The 18,942-nt window shown below is 57.8% G+C and carries 19 protein-coding genes; 12 read left to right on the top strand and 7 right to left on the bottom strand.

Going from position 1 to position 18,942, the window contains the following annotated elements; genetic code table 11:
• Window positions 1-114 precede the first annotated feature (114 nt).
• From AC2TEL_RS02535 to grxD, 7 genes are all read left to right on the top strand, one after another.
• Window positions 115-1,023, top strand: coding sequence for a LysR family transcriptional regulator (locus AC2TEL_RS02535; protein WP_480839537.1), 909 nt, complete (start codon window positions 115-117; stop codon window positions 1,021-1,023).
• A gap of 279 nt (window positions 1,024-1,302) precedes the next feature.
• The gene (locus AC2TEL_RS02530) at window positions 1,303-3,549 is read left to right on the top strand and encodes a mechanosensitive ion channel family protein (RefSeq protein WP_480839535.1); all 2,247 of its coding nucleotides are present in this window, start codon (window positions 1,303-1,305) and stop codon (window positions 3,547-3,549) included.
• 150 nt (window positions 3,550-3,699) lie between these two features.
• Window positions 3,700-4,734 carry a BamA/TamA family outer membrane protein gene (locus AC2TEL_RS02525; RefSeq protein ID WP_480839533.1) on the top strand — a complete coding sequence of 345 codons (1,035 nt, stop codon included), beginning with the start codon at window positions 3,700-3,702 and terminating at the stop codon, window positions 4,732-4,734.
• Window positions 4,735-4,822: 88 nt separating this feature from the next.
• Window positions 4,823-6,982 carry a phosphoribosylformylglycinamidine synthase subunit PurL gene (gene purL / locus AC2TEL_RS02520; protein WP_480901649.1) on the top strand — a complete coding sequence of 720 codons (2,160 nt, stop codon included), beginning with the start codon at window positions 4,823-4,825 and terminating at the stop codon, window positions 6,980-6,982.
• A 141-nt stretch (window positions 6,983-7,123) separates the two neighbouring features.
• Entirely contained in the window at window positions 7,124-7,360 is a 237-nt protein-coding gene (locus AC2TEL_RS02515; protein ID WP_152457878.1) for a BolA/IbaG family iron-sulfur metabolism protein, read from the top strand.
• Window positions 7,357-7,644, top strand: a complete 288-nt coding sequence (locus tag AC2TEL_RS02510) for a hypothetical protein (RefSeq protein ID WP_480861846.1) — start codon at window positions 7,357-7,359, stop codon at window positions 7,642-7,644. The genes AC2TEL_RS02515 and AC2TEL_RS02510 overlap by 4 nt, the downstream gene beginning before the upstream one ends.
• On the top strand, window positions 7,631-7,993 hold the full coding sequence (gene grxD / locus AC2TEL_RS02505; protein ID WP_480839527.1) for a Grx4 family monothiol glutaredoxin: 363 nt from the start codon (window positions 7,631-7,633) through the stop codon (window positions 7,991-7,993). The genes AC2TEL_RS02510 and grxD overlap by 14 nt, the downstream gene beginning before the upstream one ends.
• Window positions 7,994-8,001: 8 nt before the next feature.
• Here grxD and AC2TEL_RS02500 read toward each other — a convergent pair whose 3' ends face one another.
• Genes AC2TEL_RS02500 through AC2TEL_RS02490 form a run of 3 tightly spaced genes read right to left on the bottom strand, consistent with a single transcriptional unit; the run spans window position 8,002 to window position 9,490 of the window.
• The gene (locus AC2TEL_RS02500) at window positions 8,002-8,352 is read right to left on the bottom strand and encodes an MliC family protein (protein ID WP_480861847.1); all 351 of its coding nucleotides are present in this window, start codon (window positions 8,350-8,352) and stop codon (window positions 8,002-8,004) included.
• Complete coding sequence (locus AC2TEL_RS02495; protein WP_480861848.1) at window positions 8,349-8,744, bottom strand: cell division protein ZapA; 396 nt, start codon at window positions 8,742-8,744, stop codon at window positions 8,349-8,351. The genes AC2TEL_RS02500 and AC2TEL_RS02495 overlap by 4 nt, the downstream gene beginning before the upstream one ends.
• Entirely contained in the window at window positions 8,744-9,490 is a 747-nt protein-coding gene (locus tag AC2TEL_RS02490) for a hypothetical protein (RefSeq protein WP_480861849.1), read from the bottom strand. The genes AC2TEL_RS02495 and AC2TEL_RS02490 overlap by 1 nt, the downstream gene beginning before the upstream one ends.
• Window positions 9,491-9,726: 236 nt before the next feature.
• Here AC2TEL_RS02490 and tkt point away from each other — a divergent pair, with 236 nt between their 5' ends.
• Complete coding sequence (gene tkt, locus AC2TEL_RS02485; RefSeq protein WP_480901648.1) at window positions 9,727-11,748, top strand: transketolase; 2,022 nt, start codon at window positions 9,727-9,729, stop codon at window positions 11,746-11,748.
• A 57-nt stretch (window positions 11,749-11,805) separates the two neighbouring features.
• Here the strand turns inward: tkt and AC2TEL_RS02480 are convergent, their stop codons facing one another.
• Window positions 11,806-12,777, bottom strand: a complete 972-nt coding sequence (locus tag AC2TEL_RS02480) for a DUF808 domain-containing protein (RefSeq protein WP_480901647.1) — start codon at window positions 12,775-12,777, stop codon at window positions 11,806-11,808.
• A 179-nt stretch (window positions 12,778-12,956) separates the two neighbouring features.
• On the opposite strand from AC2TEL_RS02480, the gene gap (AC2TEL_RS02475) reads away from it, so the two are divergent.
• The 3 genes from gap (AC2TEL_RS02475) (at window position 12,957) to gap (AC2TEL_RS02465) (ending at window position 15,258) form a co-directional block, all read left to right on the top strand.
• On the top strand, window positions 12,957-13,958 hold the full coding sequence (gene gap, locus AC2TEL_RS02475; RefSeq protein WP_480839516.1) for a type I glyceraldehyde-3-phosphate dehydrogenase: 1,002 nt from the start codon (window positions 12,957-12,959) through the stop codon (window positions 13,956-13,958).
• 71 nt (window positions 13,959-14,029) lie between these two features.
• Window positions 14,030-14,173 carry a hypothetical protein gene (locus tag AC2TEL_RS02470; RefSeq protein WP_480839514.1) on the top strand — a complete coding sequence of 48 codons (144 nt, stop codon included), beginning with the start codon at window positions 14,030-14,032 and terminating at the stop codon, window positions 14,171-14,173.
• A gap of 80 nt (window positions 14,174-14,253) precedes the next feature.
• Window positions 14,254-15,258, top strand: coding sequence for a type I glyceraldehyde-3-phosphate dehydrogenase (gene gap, locus AC2TEL_RS02465; protein WP_480839512.1), 1,005 nt, complete (start codon window positions 14,254-14,256; stop codon window positions 15,256-15,258).
• Here gap (AC2TEL_RS02465) and coaD read toward each other — a convergent pair.
• From coaD to AC2TEL_RS02450, 3 genes are all read right to left on the bottom strand, one after another.
• A complete protein-coding gene (coaD, locus tag AC2TEL_RS02460; RefSeq protein ID WP_480839510.1) occupies window positions 15,250-15,741 on the bottom strand; it encodes a pantetheine-phosphate adenylyltransferase in 492 nt (163 codons plus the stop codon). The two genes, gap (AC2TEL_RS02465) and coaD, sit on opposite strands and share 9 nt — an antisense overlap.
• An 85-nt stretch (window positions 15,742-15,826) precedes the next feature.
• Entirely contained in the window at window positions 15,827-16,264 is a 438-nt protein-coding gene (locus AC2TEL_RS02455) for a CBS domain-containing protein (protein WP_480839508.1), read from the bottom strand.
• Between the two features lie 60 nt (window positions 16,265-16,324).
• Complete coding sequence (locus AC2TEL_RS02450; RefSeq protein WP_480901646.1) at window positions 16,325-17,227, bottom strand: LysR family transcriptional regulator; 903 nt, start codon at window positions 17,225-17,227, stop codon at window positions 16,325-16,327.
• Between the two features lie 103 nt (window positions 17,228-17,330).
• Here AC2TEL_RS02450 and AC2TEL_RS02445 point away from each other — a divergent pair, with 103 nt between their 5' ends.
• On the top strand, window positions 17,331-18,830 hold the full coding sequence (locus AC2TEL_RS02445; RefSeq protein ID WP_480839504.1) for a CoA-acylating methylmalonate-semialdehyde dehydrogenase: 1,500 nt from the start codon (window positions 17,331-17,333) through the stop codon (window positions 18,828-18,830).
• Window positions 18,831-18,942 lie beyond the last annotated feature (112 nt).

Genomic DNA, 18,942 nt, shown 5'->3' with positions numbered 1-18,942 from the left:
AATTTCTGACCTGTATAGCAATTTTCCCCTTAACTGTAACGATTTCACCGTTTGAATGTGGAATTTGTTACGTGTTTCATATAGGGCTGCGACAGGATAACGAAAGTTGCGAAGATGGATTGGGACAAGCTCAGAATATTTCACGCGGTAGCGGACGCCGGCAGCCTCACGCATGCCGGAGACAAGCTTAATCTGTCTCAATCCGCCGTGAGCCGTCAGATTCGCGCGTTGGAAGAATCACTGAATGCCACCCTGTTTCACCGCCACGCGCGCGGCCTGATTCTGACAGAACAGGGCGAACTTCTATTTGATGCCACCTCGGCCATGTCCAAACGCCTGGATACTGCCGCCGCCCGCATACGCGACAGCGAGGATGAGGTATTTGGAGTTCTTCGCGTCACAACGACTTTCGGCTTTGGCACCCTGTGGCTGGCCCCGCGCCTGCCCAAGCTTTATGAGCAATATCCAGACCTCAACATCGATCTGATGCTCGAGGAGCGGGTATTGGACCTGCCCATGCGCGAGGCCGACGTGGCCATCCGCATGAAAGAACCCAGCCAGGCCGACCTCGTCCGCAAACGCCTGATGACGGTGCAGATGTTGCTTTATGCCACGCGCAGCTACCTGGATTCCCACAATGCACCTCTGGAAAAGCTTGAAGACATCTCGAAACACCGGCTGATCTGTCAGACCCCGGCTGCACCCCAGGTTGGCGCGAGCGCCGCCTTGGTGCGACGTTTGATGACGTATGAGCCCAGTTCACTGCTGACGGTGAACAATTACTTCGGTGTTCTTCAGGGCGTATTGCACGATCTCGGTCTCGGCGTGCTTCCGGATTACGTGACCGAAGATTTCCCCGACCTGGTGCCCGTTTTGTCCGATACGGAGAGCGCGGACGTTCCGGTTTACCTCGCCTATCCCGAGGAATTGCGCCATTCCAAACGCGTTGCCGCGTTTCGGGATTTCGTTCAGGACGAAATCATAGCCCACCGTAAGCAGTTGAGGCAGATGGGAAAACTCTAGCTATGCATTACGGGCATAGCGGAATTGACCTGATTAACGTGTAAAATTCCTTGATCGCACACAAAGTGATCCCTAAATGACCTCTCGAAGGCGGTGATGCTGAAACGCTCATCATCTTCATACCTCCCTGTTGGACTACGGCCGAGCTTAGTGCTCGGCCTTTTTTTTGGTTTTTTGCTCTTTCGCATCATCGCCCCGTTGAAACTTCTGGGAAAAATTGATGCCTGCCCGTATGATCCGGAAAAACAATCAAATTTTTTGTGATCGAGGGCAAAATCAATGTTCCATCCCTTTCGCTTGCTGATAGCGCTGCTTTCAGTGCTGTTGATTTCAGGGCCACTTCACGCGCAGGACAATGGCGCCTCAGCACCCGCTACTGTTTCCATACCCGAGGATCTGACGCCTGAGCAGGTTGATGATCTGGTTGCCCGGATGTCCGACGATCAGGTCCGCGCCATCCTGCTTGAGCGTCTGGATGCTGTCGCAAAGGAACAGGCGGCAGCCAAGGAAGATCATGAGGATCCGCTGACCGAGATCAACGAGATCTGGGCTGAAATGGTCTCGTCCTGGACTCACGTCCTGACCACGTTGCCAAATATTGTCACCGCTCAGATAACGGCGTTCAGCAATTTCACGGACACATTCGGCTCAGCGGGCGTGTTTGTCCTCATGGGCCTTACCTTGAGCGTGTTAATTGCCGGTTTTGTTGCTGAAAAGCTATTTGGTCTCTTCACTCGCAGGTGGCATGCAAAAGCTGGTGAAGGCGAAGACGCCGATTTGTGGGGCGCGGTTCGATATCTGTTCCGCCGTTTCTGCAATGAAATCGCAGGCCTGGTCGTGTTCTATGTCGTCATCCGTGCGCTTGGACGGGCCGTGCTGACACCTGAACAAATCGTATATGCCGCGCCGTTTGTGTTCTTCCTGATCTGGATCCCTCGTCTGGGCGCCGCCGTTTCCCGGTTTATTCTGGCACCCAATCAACCGCATTTCCGGCTGGTCAATGTAGACAACCATTGGGCGAAGTATCTGCACCGAAACCTGATCGGCCTACTGATCCTGATCGGGTTCACGATGTTCATCCTCAGGTTCAATGGGCTGAATGGCATTACCGGCGGGGAAACGCGTATCGGTTTCTGGCTGAACGCCGCGATTCACATCTATATTGGTGTCATCGCCTGGACTGCGCGTGAAGGCCTGTCTCAGATGATGTTGGGCACCGATCCCGATCACACGAAATTCGACGAAGAGGTCGCCCAATATTATCCCTATTTCGCCATCGGCGTGTCCGCAGTGATATGGCTGCTGGTCGAATTCCTGGTTGCGCAGCGTGACCCGGCAATCATCGCATTGCTGGTCAACGGACCGCATTTCACCACCATGTTCTGGCTGCTGATCGCACCGGCGCTGGACACTCTGATACGCGGTCTGGTGCGCCATCTTCAGCCGCCGATGTCCGGTGAAGGTCCGCTGGCCGAACGCGCGTATAAATCAACCAAGCGCAGCTACATCAGGATCGGTCGCGTCATAGCGGGTTTGATCGTTGTCTTCATGATCGCGCGGGCCTGGCATCTGGACCTTCGTCACGTCGCCTCGGCCGGTGTCAGCGCCGAAGTTGGCGGGGCGGTGATCGAGTTCCTTCTGATCGTTGCCGTTGGCTACATCTTGAACGAAGTTGTTTCCCTGTGGATCAACCGCCGTCTTGCCAAGGAGCAGACTGCGGCCGAAGAGTTGGACGAAGAGGCAGGTGGCGAAGGCGGAGGAGCCGGCGGCTCGCGCCTGGCAACCGTACTGCCACTGATGCGGGTTACCGCACAGATCACGATCTCTGTCATCTTCGGTCTGTTGGCGCTCAGCGCATTGGGTATCAATATCACGCCGCTGCTGGCCGGTGCGGGTGTACTTGGTCTGGCGATTGGTTTCGGGGCGCAGAAACTGGTGGCGGATGTCGTTGGTGGGGTGTTCTTCCTGATCGACGATGCCTTCCGCGTCGGTGAATATGTCGACGTTGGCGGCACCACCGGGACGGTCGAAAAGATTTCCATCCGCTCGATGCAGCTGCGCCACCACCGTGGACCGGTGCACACCATACCATATGGTGAGATTCAGAAGCTGACAAACTACAGCCGCGACTGGGTCATCATGAAGCTGAAATTCACCGTGCCTTTCGACACCGACCCCAACAAGGTCAAGAAGATCTTCAAGAAGATCGGCGCCGAGATGATGGAAGATGAAACCCACAAGGATGGCTTCCTGCAGCCCTTCAAATCTCAGGGTGTATTCGACTTTGACGATGTTGGCATGATCATCCGGGGCAAGTTCATGGCCAAACCGGGCAAGCAATTCACCTTGCGCAAGGAGATCTTCAACCGCGTCAAGGCCGCCTTCAAGGAGAACGGTATTGACTTCGCCCGCCGTGAAGTGCGGGTTGCGATCCCGGGTCTGGAAGAGGCTGAAAACATTAGCGATGAGCAAAAGGCCGCAATCGGCGCCGCAGCCAGCGCCGAGGTTAACAAGGAACAAGGGTAAGCTTAAGCCCTATCCAACAGCTGGAGCCGGGTTCTGCCCGGTTCCAGTTCGCAAAGCTGAGAGAGTTTGGTCGTGAGACTTTCTGTATTCGTAACCGCTATCTCAGTTGTCGGTATTTCCGCGAAACTAGCCTTTGCCGGCTCCGTCACTGTGGAAACCAATGTCGATCCCTTTGACGAAGCCCAAAAGAAAGAGGCAATTGGCTTTCGAAACGGCTCTTTCATTGCCGTGCCAATACCTTTTTCCGACCCCACAATCGGATCCGGCCTGACGCTGGGCGCCGGGTACCTTTATCAACTTGATGAAGACTCCAAACCGTCCCTTTTCGGCGTCGCCGCTCTTAGGTCCAGCAACGGAAGCACGGCCTACGGCGGTGCGGCCAACTTTGCGTTCGATAGCAATCGCTGGCTGATCGAGTCGCTATACGCCAAGGCTAATATCAACTACGACCTGTTCACATCGGTCGGCCAGTTGCCCGTGACTCAGGATGGCACCCTGGGGCGCATAGAACTGTCCTATGGATTCACACCGCAGATTTCCGCAGGCCTTGCCGTTCGCTACCTGGACACATCCGTAAGCCTAGACGGGATTGGTCTGCCGCCCATTCCGCCACCATTTGATCAGTTCCTGAATATGGAGATCGTGACACCGACACTGGTTGGGTCCTGGGATCGTCGCGACGACACGATCTATCCGACTACCGGATCGAACCTTGAGGTCGAATTGGCATACAGCCATACGCTAGAGGGGGTAACAGGCGACTATTCAAAAGCCTTTGTGAACTACACGCATTACTTCAACCCCTTCCCCAAAGGCGTTGCCGCTGCGCGGGTTTCCGTTTGCGGGGCATCGCAGGAAACGCCTTTCTTCGACCAGTGCTCGCTTGGCGGCACGGACGCATTTCGCGGTTTTCCCGTCACGCAGTTTCTTGACTTCAGGCTGATCTCATTCCAGGCCGAGTACCGCCATCAATTCACGAGCCGTTTGGGCGCGGTCGCCTTTGGTGGTGTTGGTCAGACCGGTGACAGTTTCTCGAACCTGTCCGCCGGCGGAACGCATACGGCATATGGTCTGGGTGCCCGTTACCGTGTCTCGAAGAAGTTCCCGGTCGATTTCTCGGTCGATTGGGCACACAACAATCTGGGCGAAGATCAGTTGTATATCTATGTCGGTCAGCGCTTCTGACACCCCTGCGCGGTCTTGACCCTTCCCACCGGCGCGCCCTTGCCCTAAAAGGCGCGCAATCTCGGCCACCTTGGACACAGGACAGACGATGCAAGAGCCCGCCATCACCCCGGATCTTATTGCCGCACACGGGCTGAAGCCCGACGAATACGATATGATCCTCGAGATCATCGGGCGCGAGCCGACATTCACCGAACTCGGCATTTTCTCGGCGATGTGGAACGAGCACTGCTCGTACAAGTCTTCCAAGAAATGGCTGCGTACCCTGCCCACCTCTGGGCCTCAGGTTATTTGCGGACCGGGTGAAAACGCGGGCGTTGTAGATATCGGCGACGGTCAGGCTGTGGTGTTCAAGATGGAAAGCCACAACCACCCGTCGTATATCGAACCCTATCAAGGTGCGGCGACCGGGGTCGGCGGCATCCTGCGCGACGTTTTCACCATGGGTGCACGTCCTATTGCATCGATGAACGCACTGTCCTTTGGTGAGCCCAGCCACCACAAGACCCGACAACTGGTCAATGGCGTGGTCGAAGGTATAGGCGGTTACGGCAACTGCTTCGGTGTGCCGTGCGTGGGCGGTGAAGTTCGCTTCCACCCCGCCTATAACGGCAACTGCCTGGTGAACGCGTTCGCGGCTGGTCTGGCTGACAGCGACAAGATTTTCTACTCTGCTGCCTCGGGCGTTGGTATGCCGGTCGTCTACCTTGGGGCCAAAACCGGTCGTGACGGCGTGGGTGGCGCGACCATGGCATCGGCCGAGTTCGACGACACCATCGAAGAAAAGCGCCCCACCGTTCAGGTCGGGGACCCCTTCACCGAAAAGCGCCTGATGGAGGCGACGCTAGAACTGATGCGAACCGGTGCCGTGATCTCGATTCAGGACATGGGCGCGGCTGGCCTGACCTGTTCCGCCGTGGAAATGGGCGACAAGGGCGGTCTTGGCGTCCGGCTTGATCTGGAGAACGTGCCGCAACGCGAAGAGAATATGACTGCCTATGAGATGATGCTGTCGGAATCTCAGGAGCGCATGCTGATGGTTCTCAAACCCCAGCTTGAGGCCGAGGCCCGTGCCGTGTTCGAAAAATGGGATCTGGACTTTGCCATCGTTGGTGAAACAATTGCCGAAGACCGTTTTTTGATCATGCACAATGGCGAGGTCAAAGCCGACCTCGTCCTGTCCAAGTTGTCCTCCACCGCACCTGAATACGACCGCCCATGGGTTCCAACACCGCAGGCCGAGGAACTGGCCGAAGTCCCTCAGATCGATCCGATCGACGGGCTGCGCGCCCTGCTCTCATCGCCCAACTACGCAGGCAAGCAATGGGTCTATGAGCAATATGACACAATGGTCATGGCCGACACTGCCCGCACGCCCGGTCTGGGTGCCGGCATGGTTCGTGTGCACGGCACAGACAAGGTTCTGGCCTTCACCTCTGACGTGACTCCACGCTATGTGCGCGCCAACCCGGTCGAAGGCGGCAAGCAGGCCGTGGCCGAGGCTTATCGAAACCTGACTGCCGTCGGGGCAAAACCCCTTGCCACCACCGACAATCTGAACTTCGGCAACCCCGAAAAACCCGAGATCATGGGCCAGTTCGTCGGCGCGATTCAGGGCATCGGCGCCGCCGTTGGCGCACTGGACATGCCGATCGTGTCAGGCAACGTTTCCCTGTACAACGAGACCGACGGCCAGGCGATCCTGCCGACCCCAACCATTGGCGCGGTTGGCCTGCTTCAGCATGCGGACAAGATCATTGGCAACGAGGTACGCGAAGGACACGTCGCGCTGGTGATCGGCGAGACCAATGGCCATCTGGGCCAGTCGGCATTGCTGGCCGAGGTCTTCAACCGCGAAGACGGTGACGCGCCGCATGTTGATCTGGACGCTGAAAAGCGCAACGGCGACTTCATCCGCGCCAACCGCGAGATGATCAAGGCCTGTACCGATCTGGGTGATGGCGGTCTCGTACTCGCCGCGTTTGAGCTGGCTGAAGCGGCCGGGATTGGCGTTCATCTTGATGACGCATCGACCGAATTCCTGTTCGGTGAAGATCAGGCCCGCTATCTGGTCGCCTGCAACTTCGATCAGGCCGAGGCGTTGATGATCACCGCCGGTCAGGCGGGTGTTCCGCTGGTCTCAGTGGGCCGTTTCACCGGCGACAGTGTCAAGATCGGGGCATCCGAGGCGTCGCTTGATGAGTTGACCGCAATCTTCCGCTCAAGCTTTGCCGAGGCCGTCGCCTGAGCGTCTGATCCGTTAGCCAAACACAGAATCCTGCGTCCATACTGCGGTGCAGGATTTGCCGTTTCTGAGAGCGCAGCAAGCCCTTGCACGGGCTCCTGCATCGCTCTACATCTTGAGAAAGACCTTCAGGAGTAAACCTACATGCCGATGAGCGCCCACGAAATCGAACACCTGCTGCGCGAAGCCTTCCCTGATGCGGAAATCCAGGTCGGCGGCAACGACGGCGTGCACATGTCGGCCATGGTTGTGGATGAGAGCTTTCGCGGTAAGAACCGGGTGCAGCAGCAACGCGCTGTTTACGCGGCCCTGAAAGGCAAGATGGACGGCCCGGATGGCGAATTGCACGCGCTGGCGTTGACCACGAAAGTGCCTGAGTGACACTGATAAACGTAATAATTACGGTTGCGGTTTTGATCGCGGCCGCAGCAGTGATCGAAGCCTATGTGAAGCGGAACCGCAAACGCAACATTGCCGACATGCGCCCCGACCCGGACAAACTCAGCAAGGTGGGCGGCATCGAAAGATACGGGCTGGATCCGCTGGAGCTGGCCAAAGCCGAACATCGGCGACTAGAGGAAGAAGGATGGGCACCCGACCCGTCACAGACTGAAACGATTGCCCCGGATGCGGGTGAAGAGGACAAGCAAGATGAGCGACGTTAAGACCCAGATCGACGAAACCGTCAAAGCCAACGATGTGGTGCTGTACATGAAAGGCACCAAGGAAATGCCGCAATGCGGGTTTTCTTCACGCGTGGCCGGCGTTCTGAATTATATGGGCGTGGAATTCACCGACGTTAACGTACTGGCCGATGAAGAAGTTCGCCAGGGTATCAAGGACTATTCCGACTGGCCCACCGTTCCTCAGCTTTATGTCAAAGGCGAATTTGTCGGCGGCTGCGATATCATCACCGAAATGACACTCTCGGGCGAGCTGGACACGCTTTTTGACGAAAACGGTGTTGGCTACAACAAGGAAGCGGCCGACAAAATCCGCGAAGCAAACGCGTAAGTGGTCGATTAACGACTCGAACAGTCCTTGAACAAGACCCGTTCAGGGGCTGTTGCACCAACAGCCTGGTAGGATATCGTCGCCTCCCAGCCCTTGGAACGGAGTGTATACGTACCTTCTGCCCCAACAGACTCGTAACGAATGCCAGACCCGCTCGGGGCCTGCCGCATCGCCACAAGTGTCTCGTCTATCAGCATCGCCGCAGCGCCTGATCCATCGGAGGCGTTGAAATACGACACTGGCACAAGTGTGTTGTTTTCACAGGTGAACGTCACCGACAGAATATCGATCTCGGCCAGCCCTGCTGTGGCCACGACCGAAAGAACAGCACTGCAAAGCGAAAGACTCAACACTTTCATTTGCTGGCTTTCTCCTCGACAACCGCCGCAAGCGCTTCGGCGCGGGCTGCCATTTCGGCCAAAGTGTCCGTAACCGACGGAGGCACAACCGCGACTTCGATCCGCTCGGGCTCGGGTCTGGGTGCATCGCGCAGAGTTTGCAACTCGGCCTCTGTTTGCGCCAGCTTGGCTTCCAGCGATTTGATTTTGTCCTCTGTTGCTGCGGACTTGTCGGCCAGCATCAACCCAGCCATCAGCAGCATCCTTGATTCAGGCATGCGTCCGATCTGGTCGGACAGAACCTGCGCCTCCTCATCCAGCATCTTGGCGGCTGCCAGCAGAAATACCTCTTCCCCGTCCTGGCACGAGACGTCAAAGCCGCGCCCACCGATATGAATAGTGACCTCGGGCATTATTCAACCTCTCCTTCTGCCAGTTTGGCGCGCGACAACAGCGGTTCCAGTCGGGCAAGAACCGCGTGCGCTTCGGCCGCATCCGTGGCCTGCGCGGCACGTGTCGCCTCAAGCTCGGCCACCGTTGCGCGATTCAACAACTCGGCATCCGGTACGCCGTCCTGTGTCGCCGCCCTAAGTTCGTCAACCGACGCACGCAGTTGTTCGTTTGCCTTGCGCATGCGCTGCAGATCGTCGTCCAGGCGGGACATTGCCGCCCCATGGCTGCTGCGCTCGGCTCGTAGCATTTCCAGCTCAGCACTCAGTTCCGCCACGCGCTCGCTGTCCGCCAATTCCGCGCGCAACTGAGCGTTTTCAGCCTTCAGTGCGTCTACCTCTTCGCTGTTATCCAGCGCCGCTTTTGCATCTGCCAGTTCAGCGCGCGCAGCTTCGACCAACGCCAGTTTCGATGTTACCTCGGCCAGTTGCTCGCGCAGCTTTCCATTTTCCGGATCTTCTTCCGGTTCAGATTGCGCCTTTTCCACCTCGGCGCGAAGATTATCTATTTCCTGATCGTGGCGCGTTTTCAGGGACTTGATCCGCTCTTCCAATTGCGCATTGGCGACGCGTTCCTCTTCCAAGGCGGCGCGCAAATCCTGTTCTGCAGAAGCTTCCGCCGGGGCAGCGTCTTTCAAAGCTTCAACCCCGGATCCGATCCGCTCCATCGCGGTGATAATACGTCGCTGTAATTCCTCGATCTGGCTCATGCCCCTGTCACCTCTTTACCAAGGTTCGTATTGCTGCGCGTCGGCCCGAATCATGGGCGGCAGCTCTCTGGGCTTAGTCTAACGGAATGTTGCGGAAAATACCCACTCTTTGCTTTCAACCACTTGGAGCACACTCTTGAAGCGAGTGGCCGCAGCGTCGGCCAGTTCCGCTTGCACTTTGAGGGGTGGATGGTATTGAGCGCGCAATCTGCTTGTAATCCAAAGGAACAACGCCCGTGGACCTGACTGCGCTGCGCAATGCCAACCCCGAACACTGGGACAAAGCTGCGGCCATCCGCATCCTGACCCTCGACGCCGTCGCCGCCGCCAATTCCGGCCACTCCGGCATGCCGATGGGCATGGCCGATGTGGCGACCGTGCTGTTCGAAAAGCACCTGAAATTCGATGCCTCGGCCCCGAACTGGCCCGACCGCGACCGGTTCATTCTGTCGGCGGGTCATGGTTCGATGCTGGTTTACTCGCTGCTGTATCTGACCGGGCATGCGGATGTAACGCTGGAAGAAATCAAGAACTTCCGCCAGCTTGGCGCCAAAACCGCAGGTCACCCCGAGAACTTCCTGGTCGAGGGGATCGAGACCACGACCGGCCCTCTCGGTCAGGGCATTTCGAACGCTGTGGGTTTCGCCATGGCCGAAGAAATCCAGCGTGCGCATTACGGCAAGAAAGTCGTTGACCACTATACCTATGTGATCGCCGGCGACGGGTGTCTGATGGAAGGCGTCAGCCAGGAGGCGATCACGCTGGCGGGCCGTCATGAGCTGAGCAAGCTTATCGTCTTCTGGGACAACAACAACATCACCATCGACGGAACCGTTGATATGGCGGACCGCACCGATCAGGTGCGCCGCTTTGCAGCTTCGGGTTGGCACGTGATTGAAATTGACGGTCATGATCCCAAAGCAATTGATGCCGCCATCACACAGGCCAAAAAATCGAACAAGCCGACCATGATCGCCTGTGAAAGCCATATCGCTCTGGGCCACGCAGCACAGGGCACCTCGAAAGGCCATGGCGCACTGACCGATCTGGATCAGTTGAAAGCGGCCAAGGAAGGCTATGGCTGGCCGCATGACGCGTTCGAGATCCCGGCCAACATCAAATCCGCATGGGAGGCAATTGGCGCCCGTGGCGCCGCCGAGCGCGCGGCTTGGGAAGAGCGTTTCGCACAGCTTTCCGAGCGCAAGCAGGCCGAATTCAACCGGGCTTATTCGTTCGAAGCCCCCAAGAAGCTGGCCGGAGCCATTCGCGCGTTCAAAAAGCAGATGTCGGAAGACCAACCGAAACTGGCGACCCGTGCCTCTTCGGAAAAAGTTCTGAACGTCGTGAATCCGATCATGACCGAAACGGTCGGCGGCTCGGCTGACCTGACTGGGTCGAACAACACCAAATCGGCAGATATGGGTGTGTTCCTGCCGGAAAACCGCAAGGGCCGCTATATCCATTATGGCATCCGTGAACACGGCATGGCCGCTGCAATGAACGGCATGGCATTGCACGGCGGCATCCGCCCCTATGGCGGAACGTTCATGGCATTCACCGACTATGCTCGCCCCTCGATGCGCCTCGCAGCGCTGATGAAAGTGCCCACTGTCTTTGTGATGACCCACGACTCGATTGGTCTGGGCGAAGACGGCCCGACGCACCAGCCGGTCGAACACCTTGCCATCTCGCGCGCGACACCAAACACTTACGTGTTCCGCCCTGCCGATACGATTGAAACCGCCGAAGCCTGGGAACTGGCGTTGACTTTCAAGGACAGCCCCTCGGTTCTGTCGCTGACCCGTCAGGGCGTGCCGACCGTGCGCACCCAGCACAAGGCAAAGAATCTGACCGCCCAAGGCGCCTATGTTCTGGCCGAGGCCGAGGGCAAGCGTCAGGCGATCTTGATCGCCACCGGGTCCGAGGTGTCGCTGGCCATGGAAGCCAAGGCGATGCTCGAGGCCGAAGGGATCGGCACCCGCGTCGTTTCGATGCCCTGCATGGAGCTGTTCGCCGAGCAGGACGAAGCCTATCGCAAGAAGGTCCTGCCCGCCGGCCCCGTCCGCGTCGGCATCGAGGCGGCCGTCCGCGCCGGCGGCTGGGACCGCTGGCTGCTGGGCGAGCGTGGCCGCGAGGCCAAGGCCGGCTTTATCGGAATGACGGGCTTTGGCGCATCCGCTCCCGCCGGCGAACTGTACAAGCATTTCGGCATCACCGCCGAGGCAACGGTTGCCAAGGTCAAGGAATTGCTGGGCTGATCCAGCCGATCCACGCAATCAAAGGGCGGCCATCGTGCCGCCCTTTTCCTTTGGGCCTCAATGGTCGGCTGTCTGCTCTGCCTTTTTGGGCCACAGCGGCGCGATGACCTTGGTCGCCAAGGGGATCAGAACGAACCCCCAAGCCAGTCCGAACACTCCGTCCATCGCAGCCTTGCTCATCCACTCCACCGCGCCGGCCCATTGATCGGACACGGCATGACCGGCCGCATAAGCCCAATCGTGTATGTGGTGCCCCAGCCAGCCAAAGCCCAGCACCTCGAGCCCATGGATCATGATCGAGCCGCCGACCCACAGCATCGCCGCCGTGCCCACGACTGACAGGGTTTTCATGACCTTTGGCATCGCCTTGACCAGCCCGCGACCCAACCCGCGCCCGACCGACGTCAGCGCGTTCTTTGCCAGATAAAGCCCGACATCATCCATTTTGACGATCAACGCGACCGAGCCATAGACGGCCACCGTGACACCGATCCCCACAACCGCCAGCGTCGCCGCCTGCATCCAGACATTCGGCGCCTCGATTGCAGAAAGAGCGATGGTCATGATTTCGGCCGACAGTATGAAATCGGTCTTAATCGCCCCTTTGATCTTCTGCTCCTCCAGATGACCCGGATCACGCACGTTCATATCTTCTTCGATCACGTGGCTGCCATGCGGGAACAGCACGTGAAAAATCTTCTCGGCGCCCTCGAAACACAGGTATGACCCGCCGATCATCAGCAAGGGCGTTATCAGCCACGGCGCGAAGTTCGCCAGCAACAGCGCCACAGGCAGCAGCAGAATGACCTTGTTGAACATCGACCCGCGCGCGATGCGCCAGATGATCGGCAACTCGCGCGCCGGAGCAAACCCTTGGACGTATTTCGGCGTGACCGCGGCATCGTCAATGATCACCCCTGCCGTTTTGGCCCCGGCTTTCCCGGCCGCTGCAACGACATCATCTACTGACGCTGCCGCGACCTTTGCTATGCCTGCCACATCGTCCAACAGGGCCAAAAGACCACTCATCGCGCATCCTCTCGTTTCACTGCCGATGCCGACACTACCTGATCCAACCCTTAGCGCAAGCGTTAGCGCAATCGGTCGAAGTTTGCGCTATCACCTTAAAAATATGCCATTTTTGCCCTTTTGAGATTCCATATTCACGGCTATATGGCCTGCGAAGCAAGCGCATTTGGAGACGTCAGATGACCATCAAGGTCGGTATCAATGGTTTTGGCCGGATCGGCCGCTGTACCCTGTCGCACATCGCGGCATCGGCCCGTAACGACATCGAAGTAATCAAGGTCAATGCGACCGGACCGCTTGAGACCTCGGCGCATCTCTTGAAATATGACAGCATTCATGGCCGTTTCCCACGCGACGTTTCCATCAACGGCAACACCATGGATCTGGGCCGCGGCCCGATGCAGATGTTCTCGACCTACGACATGAACGAGTTGGACTGGGAAGGCTGCGATGTCGTTCTGGAATGCACCGGCAAATTCAACGACGGCCTGAAGGCGAAAACTCACCTGGAGCGTGGCGCGCAGAAGGTGCTGCTGTCGGCGCCCGGCAAAAATGTCGACAAGACGATCGTGTTCGGCGTGAACCACAACACTTTGACCGCCAACGATAATATGATTTCGAACGGCTCGTGCACCACCAACTGCCTGGCGCCGCTGGCGAAGGTGCTGGACGAAGGTATCGGCATCGAACACGGCATCATGACAACCATCCACGCCTATACCGGCGATCAGCCGACGCTGGACCGCCGTCACAGTGATCTGTATCGCGCCCGCGCTGCTGCGATGTCGATGATACCCACTTCGACAGGTGCCGCAAAAGCTCTGGGAGAGGTTCTGCCCAACCTCAAAGGCCGACTGGACGGGTCTGCCATCCGTGTGCCGACCCCGAATGTCTCGGCTGTGGATCTGACGTTCCGGGCATCGCGCGATGTGACTGTCGAAGAAGTCAACGCCATCGTCGAAGAAGCCGCAAAAGGTTCGATGCAGCGGGTTCTGGGTTTTGAGCCTGCACCGCTGGTTTCGACCGATTTCAACCACACCGAAGAAAGCTCGATCTTCGCACCTGACCAGACCCGCGTCGTCGATGATCGCATGGTGCGTGTTCTGGCCTGGTATGACAATGAATGGGGTTTTTCGGTCCGCATGGCAGACGTGGCCGTCGCCATGGGCCGCCTTAACTGAGCCTTCGGACTTCGCTTGTACCCTAATGCCCGCTCAGGTTATCTGGGCGGGCATTTATGTTCGGGACGGCCATGACCAATCAAATCGCCATCTGGCTCGGGATTCTCATTCTTGGCGGGCTGATGCTGGATGCTGCCTTCTATGGCACCGAACATTTGTTGTTCCTCAGCAAGAAACTCTACGACTTTTTGGATTGGCTCGCTTTCTGGCGGTAACATAGGTTTTTCTTGACTTTTTGACCTGCATCAGGTTGTTAGCGCTAACCATTTTGAACCGTATTTTGGCGGAGCGCATTATGACAATCAAACTGGCAATAAACGGATTTGGAAGGATCGGGCGCGGTGTCCTGCGGGCCGCGATGGAAACCGGTCGCACCGATGTCGAAATCATCGCGATCAACGATCTGGCCAAGCCCGAGATGAATGCCCATCTGTTCGAATTCGACAGCGTTCACGGGCGATATACCAACCCGGTAACCCTGTCCCAAGCTGGTCTGGACGTCGGTTCAGGCCCGATCCGCCTGAGCAGCGAACGCGATCCCGAGGCGCTGGACTGGTCAGATGTGGATGTGGTTCTGGAATGCACCGGTGTGTTCCGAACGCTTGAGGCCGCGTCTCGTCACTTTGCCAATGGCGCGAAGAAGGTCCTGATTTCTGCTCCGGCCCGTGGCAGCGATCCCGTCAAAACCGTTGTGTTTGGCGTAAACGACCGCGAGTTGACGTCAGCCGATCTGGTGGTTTCAAACGCGTCCTGCACAACAAACTGCCTGGCTCCGGTTGCCGCTGTTTTGGATGCCGGTCTGGGTATCAGGCACGGCAATATGACAACTGTTCATGCTTATACGGCAAGCCAGCCCGTACATGATGCTGCAGGCAAAGACCCCTACCTGTCCCGCGCGGCAGCATTGTCGATGATCCCAACAACCACCGGGGCCGCATCGGCAGTCGGTCTGGTGCTGCCGCAATTGGCGGGAAAACTGACAGGTCAGGCCATTCGCGTGCCAACGCCAAATGTGTCAGTGGTCGATCTGGTCGCCGAGGTTTCGCGCCCCACGACCGAAGAAGAGGTCAACACGCTGTTCATCAAGGCAGCTGCCAACACCTCTGGCGTTCTGGCCACCGAAACGCGGCCGTTAATCTCGGTTGATTTCAACCACGACTCGCACAGCTCAACCGTGTCACTGGCAGAAACCAAGGTCACCGATGGTACTCTGGTCCGAGTGTTGGCGTGGTATGATAATGAATGGGGTTTCTCAAACCGGATGCTGGATACCGCCGCAGCGATGGGTGACCTATCCTAAACGCTGCCTCAAAGCCTCGTTGACACGGGGCGTGACGAATTTCGAAACATCACCGTTCAGTCGCGCAATCTCTTTGACCAGCTTGGAAGCAATGGCCTGATGCCGCGCCTCGGCCATCAGGAACACGGTTTCAATCGAGTCATCCAGCGCCCGGTTCATTCCGACCATCTGGAACTCGTACTCAAAATCCGCCACAGCCCGCAAACCTCGCACGATGATCTGCGCGCCGACATCGCGGGCGCAATCGATCAGCAGATTCTCGAACGGATGCGCCACGATCTCGGTTCCTGTCTGTTCGGTCAGATACGCGCATTCCGCCTCAATCATGGCAACGCGTTCTTCCAGCGAGAACAGAGGACCTTTGTCGCGGTTGATCGCCACTCCAATCACCAGCTTATCGACCAGCGCCGAAGCGCGCCGGATGATGTCAATATGACCCATGGTGATTGGATCAAAGGTTCCGGGATACAATCCAACCCGCATCAGGCTCTCCTGCGCAACATTATTTCTGCGCAAGCAAACATAACTTTGCCGCAGGTGCAAGAGGCCCGAACTGGCCTGCGGGCCATCAGTGACCCATAATCATGCCTTCAAGCGCATCTTTTTCCATCGCCAATTCCGACAGTTGCGCCTTTACAACGTCACCCAGCGTCACGATGCCAACAAGCTTTCCGTCTTCCAGAACCGGCATATGGCGAAAGCGGCCTTCGGTCATCTGCGTCATGATATCCTGAACCGTATCCTGACGGCTGGCGGTCACCAGTTCCCGCGTCATATAAGCGCTGACCGGCTTGTCGAGGCATCCGCTGCCGCTGGCGGCCAGCTCGCGAACGATGTCTCGCTCTGACAGAATACCGGCCGCCGTCTGGCCGCCGTCTTCTGACACAATGACCGTACCAATCCGCTTTTCAGCCAGGATTTTCGCCGCCTCGGACACCGTCGCAGCAGGCTCTACAGTCACAACCTCATGAGTGGCCTTTGACTTGAGAATGCCCTGAACCAGCATTTGCAACACCTCCGAAATAACTTCACGTTTTCCAAAGCGTTGCCGGAATGTCAGACCCTGTCAAGCACCTGCTTGACCTTCCAGCCGCGCAACTTCGTCACGGATACCGTGCTTCAATGCGTCGGCAAATCGGTTCAACCGTTCGTTGCGCTGATCGCCCTGGTGGCGCACCAGATAAAAACTGCGGGTCAGACTGACCTGATCCGTCAGGATTTTCTTCAAGCCGGGGTGAAACGGCAGCGTAAAGTCGTGGGCAACACAAACGCCGGTGCCCAGCGAAACCTGCCGCAGCTGAACAGAAACCGAGTTTGATGCAAGCGCGACACGGTCAACCCCAATGTCGTTGAGATAATCCAGCTCGCGATCGAAGATCATGTCCGGAATGTAACCAATCATCCGGTGCCCTCGCAGATCGGCCATCGATCGGATTTCATCGTGACGATTCAGATAGTCCTGGGTTGCAACCATATGCAGGCGATAATCTATTATCTTTTGCACCAGCAGTTTGCCGGCAGTGGGTGCGCTGACCGTGATGGCCATATCGGCTTCGCGCCGGGACAGGTTGATGATGCGCGGCAGGGCGAGAATTTGGATGTCCAAATCAGGGTTCGAATCGCTGATCCGGGCGCAGACTTGCGGCAGCAAGTAATTCGCAGACCCATCGGGTGCGCCAATTCTGATCTGACCGCTGAGGGATTTCGTCGGCACTGAAACAACCCCGGCTGCGGCACGCATGGCTTCTTCGGCCTGTAGCCCATGATCCATGAGGCGTTCACCGGCCTCGGTCAGTAAGTATCCCTGCTGCGATTTCGTAAACAGAATCGCATCCACTGCCGCTTCCAACCTGGCAACCCTGCGCCCAACCGTGGCCGGATCGATCTTGAGAACCCGACCCGCCGCCGACAGGCTTTCCTCGCGTGCAACGGCCAGAAAGACCCTCATATCATCCCAGTTCGGGTTCATCCGTTTCCTTTTGCATTTTTGCAAAGCTCTTTTGAGACATTGCCTCTGTTCGCGAGATTTCTGCAAGCCTATTCTGCGCGCAAATTTACCGGAGGAGTTTGCAATGCAAGATCTGACCCACTTCATCAACGGCGAGAACGTGCCTGGCGCATCAGGCCGTTTCGACGATGTTTTCAACCCGGCCACCGGCGAAGTGCAGTACAAATGCCCGATGGCCAGTGCCGCTGAAACCACTGCTGCCATCGAACACGCTGCTGCTGCTCAGGTCGCATGGGGCGCAACCAACCCGCAGAAACGTGCGCGTGTGATGATGGCGATGGTTCACCTGATGAACCGCGACATGGATAAGCTGGCCGAGGCGTTGAGCCGCGAGCACGGCAAAACCATCCCCGACGCCAAGGGCGACCTGCAGCGTGGTCTGGAAGTGATCGAATACTGCATCGGTGCACCGCAGATGCTGAAAGGTGAATTCACTGACAGCGCAGGCCCCGGTATCGATATGTATTCGATGCGCCAGCCACTGGGTGTTGTCGGCTCGATCATGCCGTTCAACTTCCCTGCCATGATGCCACTGTGGCACGTCGGTCCGGCTTTGGCCTGCGGTAACGCCGTGGTACTGAAACCGTCCGAGCGCGACCCCTCGGTGCCGCTCATGCTGGCCGAACTGTTCGTCGAGGCCGGTCTGCCCAAGGGCGTGTTCCAAGTTGTGAACGGCGACAAAGAGGCCGTGGACACCATTCTCGACAGCGAGATCATCCAGGGCGTCAGCTTTGTGGGCTCGACCCCGATCGCGCAGTACATCTACAGCCGCGCAACCGCCAACGGCAAACGCGCGCAGTGCTTCGGTGGTGCCAAGAACCACATGATCGTCATGCCCGACGCGGATCTGGATCAGGCGGCTGATGCACTGGTCGGTGCCGGTTTTGGTGCGGCGGGCGAACGCTGCATGGCGATCTCGGTCGCAGTTCCCGTCGGAGAAGAGACCGCAGACGCGCTGATCGAAAAATTGATCCCACGGGTCGAAAAGCTGAAAGTCGGTCCCTATACCGCAGGCGATGACGTCGATATGGGGCCAGTTGTAACCGGCGCCGCCAAGGAACGCATCCTCGGCCTGATCAACTCTGGCGTGGAACAGGGCGCGAAACTGGTTGTCGACAACCGCGATTTCAGCCTGCAGGGCTATGAGGACGGCTTTTTCGTTGGCCCGCACCTGTTTGACCACGTAACGCCCGACATGGACATCTACAAACAGGAAATCTTTGGACCGGTTCTGTCAACCGTTCGCGCAGGCTCCTACGAAGAAGCGCTGAAGCTGGCGATGGATCACGAATATGGCAACGGCACCGCGATCTTTACACGTGACGGCGACACCGCGCGCGACTTTGCAAGCCGTGTGAACATCGGCATGGTCGGCATCAACGTTCCGATCCCGGTGCCGCTGGCCTATCACACATTCGGCGGCTGGAAGAAATCCATGTTCGGTGACCTGAACCAGCACGGCCCTGACAGCTTCAAGTTCTATACCCGTACCAAAACCGTGACCGCGCGCTGGCCGTCGGGTATCAAGGAAGGCGGCGAGTTCAACTTCAAAGCCATGGACTGAGCCACCGAAGCCATGCCAATTCAGGAAAACGGCCCGCTTTGGGCCGTTTTTCTTTTGCAAGTGGGCAACTCACAACAAATTCAGAGCGCGACCACTGGAAATCACAAGAAGA

This window comes from Ruegeria sp. HKCCD9138, assembly GCF_057220975.1.
This window is presented reverse-complemented; position numbering and strand designations above follow the sequence as displayed.

What these genes read in the sequence shown, in the direction of transcription:
- AC2TEL_RS02535 (WP_480839537.1), top strand. Translation starts at nt 115, where the DNA reads ATGGATTGGGACAAGCTCAGAATATTTCACGCGGTAGCGGACGCCGGC.
- AC2TEL_RS02530 (WP_480839535.1), top strand. Translation starts at nt 1,303, where the DNA reads ATGTTCCATCCCTTTCGCTTGCTGATAGCGCTGCTTTCAGTGCTGTTG.
- purL (WP_480901649.1), top strand. Translation starts at nt 4,823, where the DNA reads ATGCAAGAGCCCGCCATCACCCCGGATCTTATTGCCGCACACGGGCTG.
- AC2TEL_RS02515 (WP_152457878.1), top strand. Translation starts at nt 7,124, where the DNA reads ATGCCGATGAGCGCCCACGAAATCGAACACCTGCTGCGCGAAGCCTTC.
- grxD (WP_480839527.1), top strand. Translation starts at nt 7,631, where the DNA reads ATGAGCGACGTTAAGACCCAGATCGACGAAACCGTCAAAGCCAACGAT.
- AC2TEL_RS02500 (WP_480861847.1), bottom strand. Translation starts at nt 8,352, where the DNA reads ATGAAAGTGTTGAGTCTTTCGCTTTGCAGTGCTGTTCTTTCGGTCGTG.
- AC2TEL_RS02495 (WP_480861848.1), bottom strand. Translation starts at nt 8,744, where the DNA reads ATGCCCGAGGTCACTATTCATATCGGTGGGCGCGGCTTTGACGTCTCG.
- AC2TEL_RS02490 (WP_480861849.1), bottom strand. Translation starts at nt 9,490, where the DNA reads ATGAGCCAGATCGAGGAATTACAGCGACGTATTATCACCGCGATGGAG.
- AC2TEL_RS02480 (WP_480901647.1), bottom strand. Translation starts at nt 12,777, where the DNA reads ATGAGTGGTCTTTTGGCCCTGTTGGACGATGTGGCAGGCATAGCAAAG.
- gap (WP_480839516.1), top strand. Translation starts at nt 12,957, where the DNA reads ATGACCATCAAGGTCGGTATCAATGGTTTTGGCCGGATCGGCCGCTGT.
- AC2TEL_RS02470 (WP_480839514.1), top strand. Translation starts at nt 14,030, where the DNA reads ATGACCAATCAAATCGCCATCTGGCTCGGGATTCTCATTCTTGGCGGG.
- gap (WP_480839512.1), top strand. Translation starts at nt 14,254, where the DNA reads ATGACAATCAAACTGGCAATAAACGGATTTGGAAGGATCGGGCGCGGT.
- coaD (WP_480839510.1), bottom strand. Translation starts at nt 15,741, where the DNA reads ATGCGGGTTGGATTGTATCCCGGAACCTTTGATCCAATCACCATGGGT.
- AC2TEL_RS02455 (WP_480839508.1), bottom strand. Translation starts at nt 16,264, where the DNA reads ATGCTGGTTCAGGGCATTCTCAAGTCAAAGGCCACTCATGAGGTTGTG.
- AC2TEL_RS02450 (WP_480901646.1), bottom strand. Translation starts at nt 17,227, where the DNA reads ATGAACCCGAACTGGGATGATATGAGGGTCTTTCTGGCCGTTGCACGC.
- AC2TEL_RS02445 (WP_480839504.1), top strand. Translation starts at nt 17,331, where the DNA reads ATGCAAGATCTGACCCACTTCATCAACGGCGAGAACGTGCCTGGCGCA.